14 protein-coding genes are annotated in these 19227 nt (G+C 69.7%); 3 read left to right on the forward strand and 11 right to left on the reverse strand.

The window, feature by feature from the left end; translation table 11 throughout:
- Positions 1–21 precede the first annotated feature (21 nt).
- Positions 22–795, reverse strand: a complete 774-nt coding sequence (locus tag Aco03nite_RS48355) for an alpha/beta fold hydrolase (protein WP_307837688.1) — start codon at positions 793–795, stop codon at positions 22–24.
- Positions 796–1111: 316 nt separating this feature from the next.
- On the opposite strand from Aco03nite_RS48355, the gene Aco03nite_RS48360 reads away from it, so the two are divergent.
- On the forward strand, positions 1112–2662 hold the full coding sequence (locus Aco03nite_RS48360; protein ID WP_203809189.1) for a hypothetical protein: 1551 nt from the start codon (positions 1112–1114) through the stop codon (positions 2660–2662).
- Positions 2663–2770: 108 nt separating this feature from the next.
- Here Aco03nite_RS48360 and Aco03nite_RS48365 read toward each other — a convergent pair whose 3' ends face one another.
- From Aco03nite_RS48365 to Aco03nite_RS48390, 6 genes are all read right to left on the reverse strand, one after another.
- Complete coding sequence (locus Aco03nite_RS48365; protein ID WP_203809191.1) at positions 2771–3445, reverse strand: lysophospholipid acyltransferase family protein; 675 nt, start codon at positions 3443–3445, stop codon at positions 2771–2773.
- A 126-nt stretch (positions 3446–3571) separates the two neighbouring features.
- Positions 3572–6688 carry an isoleucine--tRNA ligase gene (gene ileS, locus Aco03nite_RS48370; RefSeq protein ID WP_203809193.1) on the reverse strand — a complete coding sequence of 1039 codons (3117 nt, stop codon included), beginning with the start codon at positions 6686–6688 and terminating at the stop codon, positions 3572–3574.
- A 360-nt stretch (positions 6689–7048) separates the two neighbouring features.
- Entirely contained in the window at positions 7049–7465 is a 417-nt protein-coding gene (ndk, locus tag Aco03nite_RS48375; protein ID WP_203809195.1) for a nucleoside-diphosphate kinase, read from the reverse strand.
- A 398-nt stretch (positions 7466–7863) separates the two neighbouring features.
- A complete protein-coding gene (locus Aco03nite_RS48380; protein WP_203809197.1) occupies positions 7864–8211 on the reverse strand; it encodes a hypothetical protein in 348 nt (115 codons plus the stop codon).
- Positions 8212–8383: 172 nt separating this feature from the next.
- Positions 8384–8710 carry a hypothetical protein gene (locus Aco03nite_RS48385; RefSeq protein WP_203809199.1) on the reverse strand — a complete coding sequence of 109 codons (327 nt, stop codon included), beginning with the start codon at positions 8708–8710 and terminating at the stop codon, positions 8384–8386.
- Positions 8711–11986: 3276 nt separating this feature from the next.
- On the reverse strand, positions 11987–12265 hold the full coding sequence (locus Aco03nite_RS48390; protein WP_203809201.1) for a hypothetical protein: 279 nt from the start codon (positions 12263–12265) through the stop codon (positions 11987–11989).
- A gap of 135 nt (positions 12266–12400) precedes the next feature.
- Between Aco03nite_RS48390 and Aco03nite_RS48395 the strand changes: the two genes are divergently transcribed.
- Positions 12401–12991: a VOC family protein gene (locus Aco03nite_RS48395; RefSeq protein ID WP_203809203.1), complete on the forward strand. Its 591-nt coding sequence runs from the start codon at positions 12401–12403 to the stop codon at positions 12989–12991.
- A 91-nt stretch (positions 12992–13082) separates the two neighbouring features.
- Here Aco03nite_RS48395 and Aco03nite_RS48400 read toward each other — a convergent pair whose 3' ends face one another.
- The 3 genes from Aco03nite_RS48400 to Aco03nite_RS48410 are packed head-to-tail and all read right to left on the reverse strand — an operon-like array spanning position 13083 to position 17394.
- Positions 13083–13433 (reverse strand): DUF4233 domain-containing protein, encoded by a 351-nt coding sequence (locus tag Aco03nite_RS48400; RefSeq protein ID WP_203809205.1) that lies wholly within the window; start codon positions 13431–13433, stop codon positions 13083–13085.
- Positions 13430–14758, reverse strand: coding sequence for a bifunctional folylpolyglutamate synthase/dihydrofolate synthase (locus Aco03nite_RS48405; RefSeq protein WP_203809207.1), 1329 nt, complete (start codon positions 14756–14758; stop codon positions 13430–13432). Before Aco03nite_RS48405 ends, Aco03nite_RS48400 begins: the two co-directional genes overlap by 4 nt.
- Positions 14755–17394, reverse strand: a complete 2640-nt coding sequence (locus tag Aco03nite_RS48410) for a valine--tRNA ligase (protein ID WP_203809209.1) — start codon at positions 17392–17394, stop codon at positions 14755–14757. The genes Aco03nite_RS48405 and Aco03nite_RS48410 overlap by 4 nt, the downstream gene beginning before the upstream one ends.
- Positions 17395–17522: 128 nt before the next feature.
- On the opposite strand from Aco03nite_RS48410, the gene Aco03nite_RS48415 reads away from it, so the two are divergent.
- Positions 17523–18206, forward strand: a complete 684-nt coding sequence (locus Aco03nite_RS48415) for a hypothetical protein (RefSeq protein ID WP_203809211.1) — start codon at positions 17523–17525, stop codon at positions 18204–18206.
- A gap of 152 nt (positions 18207–18358) precedes the next feature.
- Here the strand turns inward: Aco03nite_RS48415 and Aco03nite_RS48420 are convergent, their stop codons facing one another.
- A complete protein-coding gene (locus Aco03nite_RS48420; RefSeq protein ID WP_203809213.1) occupies positions 18359–19045 on the reverse strand; it encodes a hypothetical protein in 687 nt (228 codons plus the stop codon).
- Positions 19046–19227 lie beyond the last annotated feature (182 nt).

A 19227-nucleotide genomic window follows, 5' to 3' on the forward strand; every position in this document is an offset into this window, starting at 1 on the left:
TCCGCCGATCATGCCCGCTGTCTACAACCAGGACTTGATCGCGTCAACAGTCTCCTGCGGGGCACTCAGATTCGGGCAGTGCCCGGTCGCGTTGAGTGTGGTGAACGTGCTGTCCGGAGTGTTCTTGTGGACGTACTCACCGACCACGGTGGGTGCGATGACGTCGTCCGAGCACTGCAGGATGAGCGAGGGGACGCGCAGTCTCGGCAGGTCGGAGCGGTTGTCGGAGAGGAACGTGACCTTGGCGAACTTCCTGGCGATCTCCGGGTCGGTGGCGCAGAAGCTGTTCGTCAGCTCCTCGCCCAGCTCGGGCCGGTCCGGGTTGCCCATGATCACCGGGGCCATCGCGCTCGACCAGCCCAGGTAGTTGCTGTCCAGCGACTCCAGCAGCCCGTCGATGTCCTCCCGGCTGAAGCCGCCGACGTAACCGGCCGCTTCGTCGTCGATGTACCGCGGGGAGGGGCCGACCATCACGATCCCGCCGAACCGGTCCGGCTCCTTGACCGCGGCGATCACGCCGATCATCGAGCTGACCGAGTGGCCGACGAAGATCACGTCGCGCAGGTCGTGTTCGCGGACGATGTCCAGCACGTCCTCGGCGTAACCCGCCAGCGAACCGTGCCGGGAGTCGCGGTAGGCCGACAGGTCCGACTTGCCGTTACCGATGTGATCGAAGAGGACGATCCGGTGCGTGTCCTGGAAGGCGGGCGTGACGAAACGCCACATGTTCTGGTCGCAGCCGTACCCGTGAGCGAACAACATCGGACGTCCGGCCGCGTTGCCCGAGATCGTCACGGCGTTTCTCTGCTTCGTACTCATGCGATCGTGGCGCACACCCGGGCATGCTGCGGCCCGAGGGAGCGCCCCTCCCTTCCTGCACGCGAATGATGTGTCGCACACCCGGATAGTGACCCGGAGCATGAAGCGGCGCTTTCGAGCCGATCGATGCCGGGTCCGGGTAACCATACGACTCCGGAGCGTTTCGCACGACGCCCTCCTTGTCCGCCATTCGTGTCCGCTGTCTCCCTCCGGCCACCCCGTCCCAGTGGCGCACCCGGCCTAACCTGGGAAAGGAGTCTCATGTCCGGGATTGCGGGAGGAGATCGAATTCATGGCTGACCAGCAGCCGGGCGACAACACCACGGCCGCCGGAATGTCCGACCCCACCCGAAACGCCGGAGCAGGCGAAGGGGAGCCACCGACCGCGGCTCTTCCCGGCCGGTGGAGCGGGGCGGCGCCGGTCCCGGCTCGGGGTGGGCCGCGCCGCTCACGATGGTCCCGGGTCAGAGACCGGTTTGCCGGTACGGAGGGGCAGGGCACCGACGTCGACGACCGCACCACGGTGCCCGCCGTCGATCCGTGGGCCGATCAGGACACTCCGGCCTGGCCGGCCGCCTGGACCACGCCGGCCGCCGACCCCACCCTCTTCGACGGCCCGGCCGAGCGGACCCTGTTCGAGACCAGCCCGTCCCCGGCCCCGTCGCGCGCCGCCGCCGCTGGTGCCGGTGCCGCCGACCGGACCCTGTTCGAGACCGAGCCGGCCGGCGCCGACCGGACGCTGTTCGAGACCGCCCCGGCCGCCACGCCCGCTCCGTCCGAGCCGGCTGCCGAGCCGGCGCGGCCGTCCCTGCTCGAGCGGGTCAAGCGTGAGACCGAGCGCCTGCGCAAGGAGGCCGCGGCCGCCGCGCGTGAGCCGGTCAACCCGGCCCCGGCACCGCCGGCACCCCCGGCACCGGCCCCGCCCGTCGGCCCGCCGGCCGGGACCTACCCGCCGCCGGCCGGGGGCACCGGCCTGCCGCCGCGGGTCCGCCCGAAGTGGCAGGTGTGGGGGCAGCGGGCCGCCGAGACCGGCCGGCAGGCCGCGACCGAGGCGCCGGAGCGGCTGCGCTCCTGGAGCCAGCAGGCCGGCACCCTCGGGCAGCAGGCGGGCGACAAGGGCCGGCAGGCCGCGGAGAAGAGCCGGCAGGCCGTCGCCGAGACGCCCGCGAAACTGCGGTCGTGGCGGCGCAAGCCCGCGCCGGAGACGGCCGCGCCGCCGCGGATCCCGGTCCAGCCGCGACCGGCCGCCCGGCCGTGGACTCCGCCGCCGCCGCGGAAGCGGCGCCGGTTCCGCCGGCTGGTCCTGGTCGTGGCGGTGGTGATCGCGCTGTTCACCGTCGGCCCGTACGTCCAGCCGCACATCCCGGTGCTGAACCAGTACCCGGTGACCGCGATCCTGCCGGACGACTTCTCCGACCTGACGCTGCGGGACACCGCGGCCGGGCGGCAGGCGGCACAGAAGCTGGCCGAGCAGTTGCAGGAGGCCGGTTCGGGCACCGACACGTTCGCCGGGATCTACGGCGACGGGAAGGGCAAGCGGGTCACCGTCTTCGGGGTGACCGGGCTACGGCTGACCCCCGGCTCGGACGTCGAGTCCCAGCTGGCCCGGCTGGCCGGCTCGCTGAAGCTGACGGACGTGCGGCCCGTCGAGACCGGCGTGTTCGGTGTGCACCAGCAGTGCGGCACCGGCCGGCTGGACGGCACGTCGGTGGTCGCCTGCGCCTGGGCCGACCACGGCAGTCTGGCCACGGTCCTGCTGACCCGCCGCAACGTGGCCGAGAGCGCCGAGCTGGTCGCCGAGCTCCGGACCCGGGTGCTGACCACGACCAGTCCGCTGGTCTGACCACCGCATCCGCCCGGCGGTCGCGGGGTGGCCGGAACCATCCGCCCACCTCGCGTCGCCACCACGGGAGGTGTGGTTCGGCGGGAGGTGTAGGCGTACCGGAAAAGGTCAGGTCTGGTCCGGGCGTTTGGGGGCGTACCGCGGGATGTACTCCTGCCCGGTGAGCCGCTGGATGTCGGTCATCACCTGGTCGGTGAGCTCGCGCAGCGCGTGCCGGTCGTCGGAGCGGCCGGTGGTCTCGATCGGTTTGCCGAACTTGATGTTGATCACGCCGCGCATCGGGCTCGGGTAGAGCTGGCCGATGGGCTGGACCTTCTCGGTGCCGGTGACGCCGACCGGGATGATCGGGACGCCGGCAGCGACGGCCAGGCGGGCCACGCCGGTGCGGCCGCGGTAGAGCCGGCCGTCGGGTGAGCGGGTGCCCTCGGGGTAGACGGCGACCGCGTCACCGGCGCGCAACGCGGGGATCGCGGCGTCGAAGGCGGTGAGGGCGGCTCGGCCGCCGGCCCGCTCGACCCGGATGGCGCCGACCGCGCCCATCAGCTGGCGGAAGAAGACGCCCTTGAGGCCGGTGCCGGTGAAGTAGTCGGATTTGGCCCAGAACGCCAGGTGCCTGTCGACCACAGCGGCGAGGAAGAGCTCGTCGGAGACGGACAGGTGGTTGCTGGCAAAGATCGCGCCCCCGGTCTCCGGGACGTGCTCGATGCCTTCGACGTGCGGCTGCCAACCGGCCATCAGGATCGGGCCGAGCGTGAGCTTGCCGAACGAGTAGAGCAGCGGCAACTTCGTCCTCCGGGACGCGTGGAGCGGGGTCGGTGTGCCGGTGAGGTCAGCCGACGGTAGCGGCGAGGATTCTAGTGCAGCCCGACCGGCCCGGACATCCTGGTGGACATCCGGGCCGGCCGACCGTCAGACCGCCGTGACCGTCACCGTCACCTGGTCGCCGTCCCCGACCTCACCGGTGAAGCCCTCGGCGAGATCGGCGAACTCCACTGTCGTGGCGAGCGTCTCACCCGCGACGAACTCCCGGTACGCCTCGACCGCGGCCCGGACCGTCTCCGGCGCCGACAGCACCAGCGTGATCCGGTCGCTGACGTCCAGGTCGGCGTCCCGGCGGGCCTGCTGCACCACGCGGATCACGTCGCGGGCCAGACCCTCGGTGGCCAGTTCGGCGGTCACCGCGGTGTCCAGGACCACGACACCGGCGCCGGCCGGCAGCGGCGCGGAGTTCTCCACGTCCGAGGCGACCAGCTTCAGCTCGTACTCCCCCTCGGCGAGGGTGATGCCGGCCGCGACCGGGGCGCCGTCGACGAGCTGCCAGTCACCGGACTTGACCGCCTTGATGACCTGCTGGACCTGCTTGCCGACCCGGGGGCCGAGCGCCCGCGGCACGACGGTCAGGACCTGCCGGCAGTACGCGGCGACGTCGTCGGTGAAGACCACGTCCTTGACGTTGACCTCGTCCTTGAGCAGGTCGCCGAGGCTCTGCACGGTGTCGCCGGCCTCGGCGGCGACCGTCAGCTTCGCCAGCGGCAGCCGGACCCGCAGGCCCTTCGCCTTGCGCAGCGACAGGGCCGCCGAGGCGACGTCCCGGATCGCGTCCATCGAGGCGACCAGGTCGTGGTCGGCCGGGAACGTCTCCGCGGACGGCCAGTCGGTCAGGTGCACCGAACGGCCGCCGGTCAGGCCGCGCCAGATCTCCTCGGCGGTCAGCGGCGCGAGCGGCGCCACCACCCGGGTGAGGGTCTCCAACACGGTGGCCAGGGTGTCGAAGGCGTCCTCGTCACCGGCCCAGAAGCGGTCCCTCGATCGACGCACATACCAGTTGGTGAGGGCGTCGAGGTAGCTCCTTGTTGAAGCGGCCGCACCGGAGATGTCGTATTCGTCCATCTGCCGTTGAACGTCCGCCACCAGCTCACCGGTCTTGGCGAGAACGTAGCGGTCCAACAGATGGGTAGAATTTGTCCGGAATTTCGCCTCATAGCCGGATGCGTTGGCGTAAAGGCTGAAGAAGTACCAGACGTTCCAGAGCGGCAGCAGCACCTGGCGCACCGAGTCGCGGATCGCCACCTCGGTCACCGGCATGTCGCCACCCCGGAGCACCGGGGAGGACATCAGCATCCAGCGCATGGCGTCCGAGCCGTACGTGTCGAACACCCGGTAGACGTCCGGGTAGTTCCGCAGCGACTTGGACATCTTGCGACCGTCCTCGCCCAGCAGGATGCCGTGGCTCAGGCAGTTGCGGAACGCGGGCCGGTCGAACAGCGCGGTGGCCAGTACGTGCATCGTGTAGAACCAGCCGCGGGTCTGCCCGATGTACTCGACGATGAAGTCGCCCGGGTAGTGGTCCTCGAACCAGTCCTTGTTCTCGAACGGGTAGTGCACCTGGGCGAACGGCATCGACCCGGACTCGAACCAGCAGTCCAGCACCTCGGGGACGCGGCGCATGGTGGACTGCCCGGTCGGGTCGTCCGGGTTCGGGCGGGTCAGCTCGTCCACGTACGGCCGGTGCAGGTCGGTGACCTTGACCCCGAAGTCACGCTCCAGGTCCTCGTAGGAGCCGTAGACGTCGACCCGCGGGTACTGCGGGTCGTCGGACTTCCACACCGGGATCGGCGAACCCCAGAACCGGTTACGGGAGATCGACCAGTCGCGGGCATTGGCCAGCCACTTGCCGAACGAGCCGTCCTTGATGTGGCCGGGCGTCCAGTTGATCTCCTGGTTCAGCTCGACCATCCGGTCCCGGAACGTGCTCACCGCCACGAACCAGGACGACACCGCCTTGTAGACGAGCGGGGTGTCGCAGCGCCAGCAGTGCGGGTAGGAGTGGACGTACGCGTCGTGGCGCACCACCACGCCCCGGCCCTTGAGCGCGGCGATCACCGGCTTGTTCGCGTCGAAGACCTGCAGACCCTGGTAATCCGGGACCAGCGAGGTGAAGCGGGTGTGCTCGTCGACGGTCACCACGGTCGGGATGCCGGCCGCGTTGCAGGCGTTCTGGTCGTCCTCACCGAAGGCCGGGGCCATGTGGACGACACCGGTGCCGTCCTCGGTGGTCACGAAGTCGGCGCCGAGGACCTGGAAGGCGTTCTCCCCGGCCGGCTCGACGAGGAAGTCGAACAGCGGGGTGTATTTTTTCCCGACCAGATCAGCCCCCTGCACGGTGCCGACCTGCTCAAAACCTTCCAGCTCCTTTGCGTACGCGGGGAGCCGGCTCGCGCCAAGAAGGAGCTTTTGTCCATCCTTGTCCGACATAACGGCATAATCGATGTCAGGGCCGACCGCCAGCGCCAGGTTCGACGGCAGCGTCCACGGCGTGGTCGTCCACACCGCGATGTCCTCACCGGTCTCCAGGCGGAACTTCACGGTCAGCGCCGGGTCGGTGCGGTCCCGGTAGACGTCGTCCATCCGGGTCTCGGTGTTGGACAGCGGCGTCTCACAACGCCAGCAGTAGGCGAGCACCCGGAAGCCCTCGTAGACCAGACCCTTCTCGTGCAGGGTCTTGAAGGCCCACATGACCGATTCCATGTACGCCGGGTCGAGGGTCTTGTAGTCGTTCTCGAAGTCCACCCACCGCGCCTGCCGGGTGACGTACTTCTCCCAGTCCTTGGTGTAGGCGAGCACCGACGCCCGGCAGGCCTCGTTGAACTTCTCGATGCCCAGGTCGACGATCTGCGCCTTGCTGGTGATGCCGAGCTGCTTCTCGGTCTCCACCTCGGCCGGCATGCCGTGGGTGTCCCAGCCGAACCGGCGTTCCACGTGCTTGCCGCGCATCGCCTGGTAGCGCGGGACCAGGTCCTTCACGTACCCGGTGAAAAGGTGCCCGTAGTGCGGCAGACCGTTGGCGAACGGCGGGCCGTCGTAGAAGACGTACTCGTTGGCGCCGTTCTCCCCGGCCGGGCGCTGATCGACGGACGCCTCGAAGGTCTTGTCCGCGGCCCAGTGCTCCAGGACCGCACGTTCAACCCCGGGAAGATCAGGGCTTGCCGGTACGCCGGTGGCGTCGGAGTGTTTCGGATAGGCCATTCTGGTAGTCCCCTCGAGCAGTTCACATGACGTGACTGCGAGGACGAGCCGGTCTCGGCCCGCGGTACCACCTCGCTTGACGGTTCGTGGCGACCCGCCCGCTCATTCGCCGGATGATCTGCGCGGTCCGGTGTCCGCCCGGTTCTACTGGAGCTCTCGCTCGTTCTTCCGGAGGCTCCCCGGTGATGGCCGGTTCAAAGCCTGCGTGCCCACAACGATACCGGCCGCCCTCCCATTCCCTCATCCGCATTACGCCCGCGCGGAGACGGCGTCGGCGTGCCCCGCTCCGGGCGAGCCCCGACACGCTGCAAAAAGGCGCCCGGTCACCTTTTCTCAGGTGACCGGGCGCCTTTTCGAGTGTCAGATCTTGGGGAACCAGAGGGCCAGCTCGCGCTCGGCGCTCTCCGGCGAGTCGGAGGCGTGCACCAGGTTCTCCCGGTTGGAGAGAGCCAGGTCACCCCGGATCGTGCCGGCCGCCGCCTTGCGGCCGTCGGTGGAGCCGATCATGGCCCGGACCACCTCGATGACCGAGTCACCGGACAGCACCAGCGCCGCGAGCGGGCCGCTCGTCATGAAATCCTTCAAGGGCGGGTAGAAATCCCGCTCGACGTGCTCGGCGTAGTGCGCGTCGGCCAGGGCGCCGTCCATCGTGCGCAACTCCAGCGCCTCGACGATCAGGCCTTTACGCTCGAAACGGGACAGGATCTCGCCGAGCAGTCCGCGGCGGACCGCGTCAGGCTTGATGAGGACGAGCGAACGCTCGGTGGTGCTGGACACGTGGTTCCTCCGTTGCAAGGTCAGGTCGACACGCGGAGTTCAGCCTATCGGTACCGCGAACGGCGCGAGCAGCGATGTCGGGACCGGCGCACTTTCGCGGACACACCGCGTGGCCATAACCTGACGGGGACTACCGGGAGGTCCACAGTGGCGAACCAGACCGGCCGGCCCATCGCTCCGGCACGCAAACTGGTGTCGGCGATCATGGCTACGCTGGCGTGCTTCGTGATCGTTTTCGGACTGGGTATGGCGAGTTTTCCGGTCGCCATATTCGGTTTGGCCGTGCTCGGCCTGTCCGTGGGCGTCGCCTTCATGAACGTGTCACGCCGCGGCGGCCGCGCCACCGTGGCCGGCACCGCCGAGGTCAACTCGATCACGCCACCGCCGGCCGCCGGCGCCTACGGCCGTGCCACCATCGAGCTGGTGGTGGTCGCTCCCGGGCTGGGCGCCTTCGAGACGATGGTCCGCGAGTCCCGGGTGCCGGTGGAGAAGTGGCCGCTGCCCGGCACCACCGTGCCGATCACCGTGGACGTCGACGACACCCGCCGGGTGCGGGTCAGTTGGAAGGACGCTCCGGCGAGGCGTCTGGGCGAGGACCCGCCCCCGCCGCCGCAGCCCACCACCCGCTCCGACGCCGGCGACCTGGACGACGAGCTGCTGGGCCGGGTCGACCCGGCCCCGTGGGAGGGCCGCCACGACTGGGACGCCGACGGCGACGGCGTGTCCCCGTCGAGAGGCGGCGGCACCGCCACCACTTACGCCCGCCGCACGGCCACGCCGGTGGTGGTCCGGGACACCCCCGCCGGGACCATAGTCGAAGGCCAGGTGGTGGACACCGAGGAGGAGCCACCCCCACTCCCCCGCCGGGCCGGAAGCGCACACCGCTTCGACCCGCCCCCCACTCCCCTGGACGACGACCTACGCACCCCCCACCCGCCCCGTGACCTGGACGACGACCTGCACACCACTCGCAGGCCCGGCAGCCTCGACGAGGACCTGCACACAGCACACACGGCAGTCGACCTCGACGACCCGCGCACCGCGCGGCCGGCCGGCACCCGGGACGACCGGCGCACCGACCGCGATTTCGAGGACGACCTCCTCACCCGCCGCGACCCGGACGCAGCCGACTCCACGCGCACCCCGGACCTGGCAGACGACCTGTTCGCCGCCGATTCCTCCCGGGACGACGACCGCCACCACGCCCGGACAGCCGGAATCCCGGACCCGGACGACACCCCGCACCCGCCACGGCCGACCCCCACGCCGAACCTGAACGAGGAACCACACGCCGCCCGATCCACACGCACGTCAAATCCGGACGACGACCTGTTCCCCGAACGACCCGGCGAAGACGAACCGCCCTGGTCAGCTCCGTCCCGAGCCACCGGACCTTCCACCAGGCCGTCCCGAGACCCGGACGATCACCCGTTCGCAGACCCCCACCCGGTGGCCGACCCCCGCCCGGTGGCCGACCCCCATCCGGTGGCCGACCCCCATCCGGTGGCCAGCTCCCGCCCGGTAGCGGACGAACCACGCATCACCCCGACCCGCTCCGCACCCCCCGCCACGCCGGACGCCTGGAGCGCGGTCCCGTCAGAATCCCCGTTCACATCGACAACAAGCGATTCCCCACCCTCGTCCGCAGGTTCCCCACCTTCCGGCCAGGCAACAGCGCGCGCAACCTGGTCCGGCCCCCAACCCCGCCCGACAGGCACCCGCCCGAGCCCACGAAAAAGGCCGGCCCCAACCCCAACCCAAACCCCTTCCGCCGGTACGCCCCCCGAGCCCACCACAGCCCATTCCCCAGCCACCGCCGGTATCCCCTCCGAACCCACCACAGCTCATTCCCCCGCCAGCGCCGGCACGGTGACCACCTCCGAGCCAACGGCCAAGCCCCAGACAACAACCCCACCCACCCAGCGCCCCCCGTCCGAAGCCGACACAGCCATCGACTTGGACTTGGACGACCCACCAGCAACGACGTCCACAACATCCACCCAATCCGCTCCGGCTCCGGCTCCGGCTCAGCGAACCGAGTCGAAAGCCGGCCCCCACCGCGCCCATTTCACCGACACGTCCTGGCAGTCCGCCACCGCCGACGAGTCCCAGCGCACCGAATCCAGCGACCCGTCCCAGCCCACCGAGCCAAGCGCCCGGCCGCAGCGCCTAGAGACCAACGGCCCGGCGCAGCGCCTGGAGACCGACGGCCCGGCGCAGCACACAGAGACCAACGGCCCGGCGCAGCACACGGAAACCAATGGACCCTCGCGGCCCGGTGAGCACAGCGACCAGACGCAACCCGCCAGGCCCATCGGTCCAGACATCGTGATCCCGATGGGTTCCGCCCCCTCCACCTCGCAAACCCGAGAAGACCGTGAAGAACGGCATGGCAGGGAAGGCCGAGAGTCCTGGGAGGGCAGGGAAGGCCGGGAACTCCGGGAGTCCAGGGAAGGCCGAGAGTCCAGGGAAGGCCGAGAGTCCAGGGAAGGCCGAGAAGGCCGGGACCGTCCGGAGACCCGCGCCACGGATTCCGGTGCGCGCGCCGAGTCCGTCAGGCCGGTGTCCCCCGCAGCGACTTCGCGTCGGACCACCGACGCCGATCCGTCGCGCCGAACCCAGGATGCAGAAACCACCCAGTCCGAGGGCTTCCGCCGCCCCCGATCCACCGGCCCGACCGATCCGGTTTCTCCCGCGGCCCGTTCCCCCCGACCGTTCGGCGAGATCCCGCCCCCTGCCCCGGTAGCCCGCCCGGCCAGTTTGCCCACCCCGCCCCCACCACCGACGGCAAGGCCAAGCCACGCGGCCCCGCCGCCCCCACCGCCGACCCGCTCCACCCGCCTGCAGTCCTCCCAGTCCCGCGACTTCCGGGATTCCCAGGACGCCCGGAACCCCCAAGGCCCCTGGGGTCCTCAAGACCCCCGGGATCCCCAAGACCCCCGGAGTTCTCAGGACGCCCGGGATCCCCAAGACCCCCGGGATCCCCAGGACCCGCGGAGTTCTCAGGACGCCCGGGATCCCCGAGACCCCCGGAATTCCCAAGACACCCGGAATTCCCAAGACACCCGGGATCCCCGAGACACTCGGGACCAGCAGGCGTGGTCCCGCCCAGCTCGAAGCGCCCCGCCCTCACCTCCGTCCCCTCGCCCGGCCCCGTCTCCACGCCCGGCCCGAGAGGACGAACGCTGGGCCCCACCGGTCCCCGAACGTCTGGCTCCCCGGCCCCCACGCCAGCCCCAGCCCCGGGACACCACAGACCCCACCCCAACGCGCCAGTCCGCCCCCTGGGACACAACGCAGCCGGAGCAGTCCCCCCAGACCCCACCGGCAGAGGCCACCACCCAGCCGGAGCCAACAACCCGAGCCTCAGCCGCAGGAACCACGCAAGCCGAGCCAGCACACCAGCCCCCGCCCCCAGACGCCCCCCAGTCGGAGACCTCCCAGTCGGAGCCGATGCGTTCGGTCTCGCCCTCGGAAACCTCGCGGGCCGAGCCCGGACACAAGCCCTCGCCCTCGGCGGCCGCCCAGGCTGAGCCGATGCGTTCGGTTCCGCCCTCGGAGGCCGCCCAGCCAGAGCCGACGCGTTCGGTTCCGCCCTCGGCGACCGCCCAGCCGGAGTCACCGTCAACCCGCGGCCCGGTCCCATCACCCACCGGGCCTACGGCAACCCACGCCGAGTCCCCTTGGTCTCCGCCCACCGCGCGGACCACGCCCACAGCCCACGGCTCAGCTCCGGTCCCGCCGAACGTGGACGCCCGCCCGCTGGGCAGCCGCACCCGCTTCTTCATGCAGCCGGGCGACGAGCTACAGCAGGAAACCGAGTCACACCAGGAAAGCGAGTCGCGCCTGCTTGGGGGAACCCACCCGAACAGCACGACCTACCAGGGTGGCGAGCCGCACCGGGACAGCGGGGCGGCCCCGCGCGGCACAACCGACCGGAACAGCGAGACGGACCAGCACAGCAGGGCCTACCAGGACGGCGAGACGGACCAGCACAGCACGGCCTACCAGGACAGTGGGACGGCCCCGCGCGGCACGGCCTTCCAGGACAACGAACCGCGCCAGCACGAGCAAGGTCGCCGGGAGAGCACAACACGGCCGGAGAGCGAACCCCGGCCATCAACCGGCTTCCCGCAGGGCTCCCCGCCGGGTGCCTTCACCACGACCCGTCCGGAACCGACTCCCGCATCGGTTCGGCCCGAGCCCCAACCCGATCGCACCCCGTCGGCGACCCCGACGCCGGTCGGCCAGCCGCCGGCCGCGCCGGTACCGGACAGGCCGTTCCCGAGCGCCCCGTCACCCACCGCACCGCGAGCCGATCAGCCCTGGCCCGAGCCCACCGACCGCCCCCGAGCGAAGGACCAGGCAGGAATCACCGATCGCCCCAGGGCCGAGGACCAAGCAGGAATCACCGACCGCCCCCGGGCCAAGGACCAGGTATGGATCACCGACGAAGATGACAAGCCGGGCCCGGACCAGATCGACATCCCGCTCGACCGAGACTTCCCGATCGGCGGCGATCTACCTTTCGTAAGCGTCCGGCAGCCGGCCCCCGCCCCAGCGGAAGGCCAAGCCCAGAACCAAGGCCAAGCCCAGGACCAGCCCCAAAACCAGGACGCGGGCGAAGACCGGAACCGGGACGAGGTCCGGAACCAGGACAAAGACCGGGACCGGAACCAGGACAAAGACCGGGACCGGAACCGGGACGAAGACCGGTACCAGAGCCAGGACGAAGACCGGTACCAGAGCCAGGACGAAGACCGGTACCAGAGCCAGGACCGGCATCAAGACCAGCAGCAAGCCGAGGCTCAGCCTCAGGGCCGGATCCCCAGCGAGTCGATCAGCTCCCCGGCACGAACCCCGGACCGTGACCAAGACCGCGATCGGAACGACCCCGCGCCCGAAAAGCCGGCCGCCTCCGAGCAACTCCCGAGAATGCCGCAGCCGTCAGCACTGCGCGACGGCATCCTCGGCATAGCGGTAGGCCGCGCCGCCGTCTCCCCCGAGGCCTTCGCAACCACCCACCTGGAAGACGTCGACGAGCCGCAACCAGCCCAGAGCAGCGGCCCGTGGGGCGATTTCAGCCGCCGAGAGCCCGACGAACACGCCGGCGACGTGATCACCGCCTACCCGAGCGCACGCCCGGGCCCGGCCGGCGCGATCCACGGCGTAGGGATCACCGTCCTGGTCACCGAACTGGACCGGTCGACCCGCTTCTACCGTGACATCCTCGGTTTCCACGAGATCGACAACGGCGACGGCAGTGCGGTGCTGGCGTCCGGCGACACCCGCCTGGTGTTGCGGACGGTGCACAACCTGACAGCCGAAGCGGGCCGCCTGATCTACCTGAACCTGGAGGTGGGCGACATCGAGGCGGTACACGCCGAGCTACGCGACAAGGGCGTCAAGTTCGTCCACTCCCCACGCCCGGTGAACCGCGGCGACCGCCTGGAACTATGGTCGGCGACGTTCCGAGACCCGGACAACCACAACATCGCCATCACCCAGTGGCGGGCCATTCAATAGCAGAAGGGGGCGGCCGTAAAAGCCGCCCCCAAAGCCCCGAAGCCCCGAAAACCTAAAAGCTCCGGGAGCCCCGAAGAGCCCCGCCAAAAGTTCAGCCGAGAATGCTCCGCCGAACGTGCAGTGCATAAACCCACGCCAGCCCGAAGATCACCCCGACCGCGGCAAGCGTCCAGTGCAGAAACCCACCGGCGAGCAGCAACACCTGAACACCGCTGCCGGCATGCCAGGCCCAGTCCCGCTTCATCATCCCGGTGAGCAGCGCCGCCACCACGGCCAGCACCAGAACCGCGATGATCGGCGTGCCGCTGTCCGCCCCGGCGAGCATCTTCAACGGCGCGATCATCAACAGCAGCACGATCACTTCGAACCCGAGAGTGGCCGCGCCCAGACCCCGTACCGCAGCAACGGGGTTCTTGAGCCCGGAAGGTTTCTGCTCGGTCATCGCTTGAGCAGCTTCCGTGCGTCGGCGACGGTCACCACCGACCCGGTGATCAGCACCCCGACCCCGCTCAGCTCACCGGACGCGTCGTCTTCGGCGAGGTAGACCGCCTCGGCGATGGCGTCGGGCATGGTGTTCTTGACGGTGACCCGGTCCTCGCCGAAGACCGCGATCGCAAGCTGGCCCAGCTCGTCGGCGGGCATCGACCGCGGCGAGCTGTTCTGGGTGACGACGATCCGGGCGACGGCCGGTTCGAGCAGGTCGAGCAGCCCGGTGACGTCCTTGTCGCCGAGGACCGAGATGACGGCCACCAGGTGCCGGAAGCTGAACTCCTCCTCCAGCGCGGTGACGGTGGCGGCCATGCCGTGCGGGTTGTGCGCGCCGTCGAGCAGGATGGCCGGGGCGCTGCGGACCCGTTCCAGCCGGCCCGGCGAATCGGACGCGGCGAACCCTTCCCGGATCAGGTCGATCTCCAGTTTCCGCTCGGGCCCGGCGCCGAGGAACGCCTCGACGGCGGCGAGCGCGAGTACGGCGTTCTGCGCCTGGTGGGCACCGAACAGCGGCAGGAAGACCTCGTCGTACACCCCGCCCAGGCCTTGCAGGGTGAGCACCTGCCCACCGACCGCCTGGACCCGCTCGACCACCCCGAACTCCCGGCCCTCACGAGCCAGGGTGGCGCCCATGTCGGCGCAGCGTTCCAGGATCGGCCGCATGGCGTCCTCGTCCTGCAGCGCGGTGATCACGGTGGCGCCCTGGTGGATGATGCCGACCTTGTGCCAGGCGATGTCCTCGATGGTGTCGCCGAGCCACTCGGTGTGGTCGAGGCCGATCGGGGTGAGCACGCAGACGCCGGCGTCGATGACGTTGGTGGCGTCCTCCTCACCGCCGAGCCCGACCTCGACGACGGCGATGTCCACCGGCGCGTCGGCGAATGCCGCGTACGCCATGGCCGTCGTCATGTCGAAGTAGGTCAGCGGCTCGGCGTTGCGCGCGTCGATCAGATCGGCCAGCGGAGCGATCTCGTTGTACGTGCTGACCATCTGCTCCTCGGACACCGGCTCACCGTCGAGGCTGATCCGTTCCCGAACCGTCTCCAGGTGCGGGCTGGTGTACCGCCCGGTGTGCAGCCCGTGTGCCCGCAGCAGTGAGTCGATCATCCGGGCCGTGCTGGTCTTGCCGTTGGTCCCGGTCAGGTGGACGGCCGGGTAGGCCCGCTGCGGGGTGCCGAGCACGTCCATCAGATCCCGGATCTTCTGCATGTCGAAGACCATGCGGGTGAAACCGCGCTTGTTCAGCGCGGCCTCGACCTCTTCGTATTCGCTGCTCATGCTGTCGGCAGTGCGTCGAGAGCGGCGGCGATCCGGACCAGATCCGCTTCCGCGGCGGCCAGCCGGTCCTTGATCTTCGCAACCACCTGTTCCGGGGCCTTGCCGACGAAGGACTCGTTACCGAGCTTGGCCCGGCACTGGGTGGCCTCCTTCTCGGCGGCGGCCTTGTCCTTCTCCAGCCGGGCCCGTTCGGCCGCGACGTCGATGGTGCCGCGGGTGTCCAGGTCGACGGTGATGCCACCGGTCACCGCGAGGGTGGCGGTGGTGGTGAAGTCGGCGCCGGGCGTGACGAGCCGGGCCAGCGACCGGATCAGCGGCTCGTGCACGCTGATGCCGACGTTGCCCAGGCCGGTGAGCGCGGCGGTCACCCGCTGGCCCGGCTTGAGGCCCTGGTCGGAACGGAACCGGCGGACCTCGGTGACCACCTTCTGCAGGGCGGCCAGCTCCTCCTCGGCGGCGTCGTCGATGAGCGCCTGGTCGACCACCGGCCAGGACGACTTCATCACGGTCTCGCCGCCGGTGAGGGCGATCCACAGCTCCTCGGTGACGAACGGGATGACCGGGTGCAGCAGGCGCAGCAGCTGGTCGAGCACGTGCCCGAGGACCCGGCGGCTGTTCTCGGCCGCGCTGTCCGAGCCGGCCAGCACCGGCTTGCTCAGCTCCAGGTACCAGTCACACACGTCGTCCCACGCGAAGTGGTAGAGCGCGTCACAGACCTTGGCGTACTCGTACGTCGCGAAGTAGCCGTCGACCTCGGCTGTCACGTGCTGCAGGCGGGACAGGATCCACTTGTCGATGGCGGACAGGTCCGCGGAGGCGGGCAACTCGCCGGTCACGGTGGCGCCGTTCATCATCGCGAACCGTGTGGCGTTCCACAACTTGTTGCAGAAGTTGCGCGACCCCTGGCACCACTCCTCGCTGATCGGCACGTCGGAGCCGGGGTTGGCGCCGCGGGCCAGCGTGAACCGGGTGGCGTCCGCGCCGTACCGCTCGATCCAGTCGAGGGGGTCGACGACGTTGCCGAACGACTTCGACATCTTCTTGCCGAACTGGTCACGCACCATGCCGTGCAGGTTGATCACGTCGAACGGCTGCTTGCCGTCCATCGCGTACAACCCGAACATCATCATCCGGGCGACCCAGAAGAACAGGATGTCGTAGCCGGTCACCAGCACACTGGTCGGGTAGAACTTCTCCAGCTCGGCGGTCTGCTCCGGCCAGCCCAGCGTCGAGAACGGCCACAGCCCGGAGGAGAACCAGGTGTCGAGGACGTCCTCGTCCTGGTGCCAGCCCTCACCGGTCGGCGGCTGCTCGTCGGGGCCGACACAGACGATCTGCCCCTCGGGCCCGTACCAGACCGGGATCCGGTGGCCCCACCACAGCTGCCGCGAGATGCACCAGTCGTGCATGTTGTCGACCCAGGCGAAATACCGCTTCGACAGCTCGGCCGGCTCGATCTTCACCCGGCCGTCACGGACCGCGTCACCGGCCGCCTTGGCGAGCGGCGTGGTGTTGACGAACCACTGCAGCGACAGCCGCGGCTCCACCGTCGTCTTGCACCGCGAGCAGTGGCCGACCGAGTGCAGGTAAGGCCGCTTCTCGGCGACGATCCGGCCCTCCTCACGCAGGGCGGCGACGATCGCCGGGCGGGCCTCGTAACGGTCCAGGCCCTCGAACGGGCCGGGCACCGTGATGACCGCGCGCTCGTCCATGACGGCCAGACTGGGCAGGTTGTGCCGCTGGCCGATCTCGAAGTCGTTCGGGTCGTGCGCCGGGGTCACCTTGACCGCGCCGGTGCCGAACGACGGGTCGACGTGCTCGTCCGCCACGATCGGGATGCGCCGCCCGGTCAGCGGCAGCTCCACCTCGGTGCCGACCAGGTGCTTATAGCGCTCGTCGTCGGGGTGCACGGCCACCGCGGTGTCACCGAGCATCGTCTCGGCACGCGTGGTGGCGACGACGATCGCGTTCGCGCCCTCGCCGTACCGGATCGAGACCAGCTCACCCTCGTCGTCGGTGTGCTCGACCTCGATGTCGCTGAGCGCGGTGAGGCAGCGCGGGCACCAGTTGATGATCCGGTTCGCGCGGTAGATCAGGCCGTCGTCGTACAGCCGCTTGAAGATCGTCTGCACCGCGCGGGACAGGCCCTCGTCCATGGTGAAACGCTCGCGCGTCCAGTCGACGGAGTCACCGAGCCGCTTCATCTGCGCCAGGATCGCGCCGCCGGACTCGGCCTTCCACTCCCAGACCTTCTCGACGAACTTCTCCCGGCCCAGGTCGTGCCGGGACAGCTGCTGGACGGCGAGCTGCCGCTCCACCACATTCTGGGTGGCGATGCCGGCGTGGTCCATGCCCGGCAGCCACAGCACCTCGAAGCCCTGCAGCCGCTTGAGCCGGACCAGGACGTCCTGGATGGTGTGGTCGAGGGCGTGCCCCACGTGCAGCGAGCCGGTCACGTTCGGCGGCGGGATCACGATCGTGAACGGCGGCTTGTCACTCTTCGGGTCCGGGGTGAAGTAACCCTCCGATACCCACCGCTCGTACCGCCGCTGCTCTACCTCGCCCGGCTGGTACTGCGCGGAGAGGCCACCGGTGGGCCGGCTGTCGGGGGTACGGGGTTTGGTCTCATCGGTCACTCGACAAGAATACGAAGCGTCGGTGGCCGCACAAAAATCGCACCTCCTTCCCTGTGGATAACTCACCCCGCGGATCGTTGTCCACAGCGCTCCCCATGCCCGCGAACGCCGCGAGATAGGCTCACCTGATGTCGGACCACGGCCAGCAGACACCCTCTTCCACCGGTGACGTCCCGTTCGAGATCACCGCGGATGACGGCAACTCCGCGTTCCGGCTCACCGACGACTCCGATCCCGCTCCGGCCGCGTCGCCGCAGAGCCGCAAGGCCCGCACCATCGTCCTGAGTTCCCTGCTCGCGGTGGCTCTGGCCGGTGCCGGCACGGTCGGTTGGTTCGGGTGGAAGGTTAATTCGCAGCGCCACACCACCCTGTCCACGCCCTCGGCGATCGGCGCGCTCACCCTCGACGACAGCGAGGAGGCCACCGCCACCGCCGACTACCTGCAGACCGCTCTGTCCGCCGAGATCACCATGGACAAGGCGGTCGGCGCGGTCTACAAGGCGACCGACGGCAAATCGGTCCTCTTCTTCGGCGGCACCACGCTCTTGTGGTCTCCCGAGAGCGACCTGGATTCGGCGTTCACCCTGGTCAACGACGATCAGAGCAAGGTGGCCGATCTCAAGGAGGTCGAGGCCGGCGATTTCGGCGGCACGATGAAATGCGGCGTGGTGAAATCCGCCGACGGCGACCTCTCGGTCTGCGGCTGGGCCGACCACGGAAGTCTGGCTCTGGCGATGTTCGCCGACCGCCCGGAAACCGAAGCGGCCCCGTTGATGCGCGAACTACGAAGTGCAATTCAAACCAGATCCTGATTTCGGTATGCCTACTCCTCCCACAACCGCACCACCATGTCCCCGGCTTCGCCGCTGGCGGCCCTCGATTCCTGAGGCGGAGTAATCCCGCAAACGCAAGAAGGCCACGGTTCCCGTCCGGATTCCGTGGCCTTCACAGTGTTCAGCACGATCTACTCGTAGCAGCCCTGACGATTCAACTGCAGGTTGAAGTGGGTGACCTTGCCACCGGTGAGCGTGATGTTGTACCGGGCCTCACTGTTACCCGGCACCGGCGCATACCAGCGCCCGTCGGCCTCCGGCCCGGTCATGTTCTTGGCGGACGGGTAGGCCCGCCCCACCGCGGCCGCCGAACTGCCCAGCTTGATCCCCTCCGGCGTGGCCACCCCCGGATAGGCGGTGAACGAGACCAGGCCCAGCCCGTCCCCCTGGTTGAAGAACACCGGCGCCCGTGCACTACCGGCGGCCTTCGGCTGGTAGTCGGTGTTGCATCCCTGGGTGGTGGGCTCCCCGTCCCCGACGAGCAGTCCCGTCTTCAGGGCCGCACTCATCGACATGCCGAGCTTGAGCGCCCCGAGCCCGTTCGGCCCGAGAACCAGCTTCCCGCCACCCGAACCCGACGACTTCGAGGCCTTGGGCGTGCTGGACTCGGACGTCGACGGCTCAGCCGACTCCCCCAGTCCCGCCCGAGCCGACGGCGAAGTTGTTACCACCGAGGGCGTGGGACTCGGCGCCGCGGTCGTGCTCTCGACTGCTCCGGCCGGTTTGGCCGCTCCATTCACCCGTTCCGGCCCGCTGCTGCAACCGCCGGCCACCATCAGCCCGACGATCCCCGCCACCAGCGCCATCTTGCGTCGCATTCCGATCTCCCCCGCTCCACGCTTCGTCCCTGTCACAAGGTGCGATGCGTCCCCACGGCCCTCGGTTCGCGACCATGAATAACGGAAAAGTAACGACACTGCGATTAACCTTGCATCCACCGCCAGTTCATGCAGCCAGACGGCCGGCACATATCCCGGAAATGCAGAAAGGCCCACCCGGT

It is taken from the genome of Actinoplanes couchii (assembly GCF_016862075.1).
In the GTDB taxonomy this organism is placed as follows: Bacteria; Actinomycetota; Actinomycetes; order Mycobacteriales; family Micromonosporaceae; genus Actinoplanes; species Actinoplanes couchii.

Bases quoted from the DNA above. Each gene is read 5' to 3' on its own strand.
- Aco03nite_RS48400 (WP_203809205.1), bottom strand. From the start codon at position 13,433: ATGACCGAGCAGAAACCTTCCGGGCTCAAGAACCCCGTTGCTGCGGTA.
- Aco03nite_RS48420 (WP_203809213.1), bottom strand. From the start codon at position 19,045: ATGCGACGCAAGATGGCGCTGGTGGCGGGGATCGTCGGGCTGATGGTG.
- Aco03nite_RS48415 (WP_203809211.1), top strand. From the start codon at position 17,523: ATGTCGGACCACGGCCAGCAGACACCCTCTTCCACCGGTGACGTCCCG.
- Aco03nite_RS48395 (WP_203809203.1), top strand. From the start codon at position 12,401: ATGCCGCAGCCGTCAGCACTGCGCGACGGCATCCTCGGCATAGCGGTA.
- Aco03nite_RS48360 (WP_203809189.1), top strand. From the start codon at position 1,112: ATGGCTGACCAGCAGCCGGGCGACAACACCACGGCCGCCGGAATGTCC.
- ileS (WP_203809193.1), bottom strand. From the start codon at position 6,688: ATGGCCTATCCGAAACACTCCGACGCCACCGGCGTACCGGCAAGCCCT.
- Aco03nite_RS48405 (WP_203809207.1), bottom strand. From the start codon at position 14,758: ATGAGCAGCGAATACGAAGAGGTCGAGGCCGCGCTGAACAAGCGCGGT.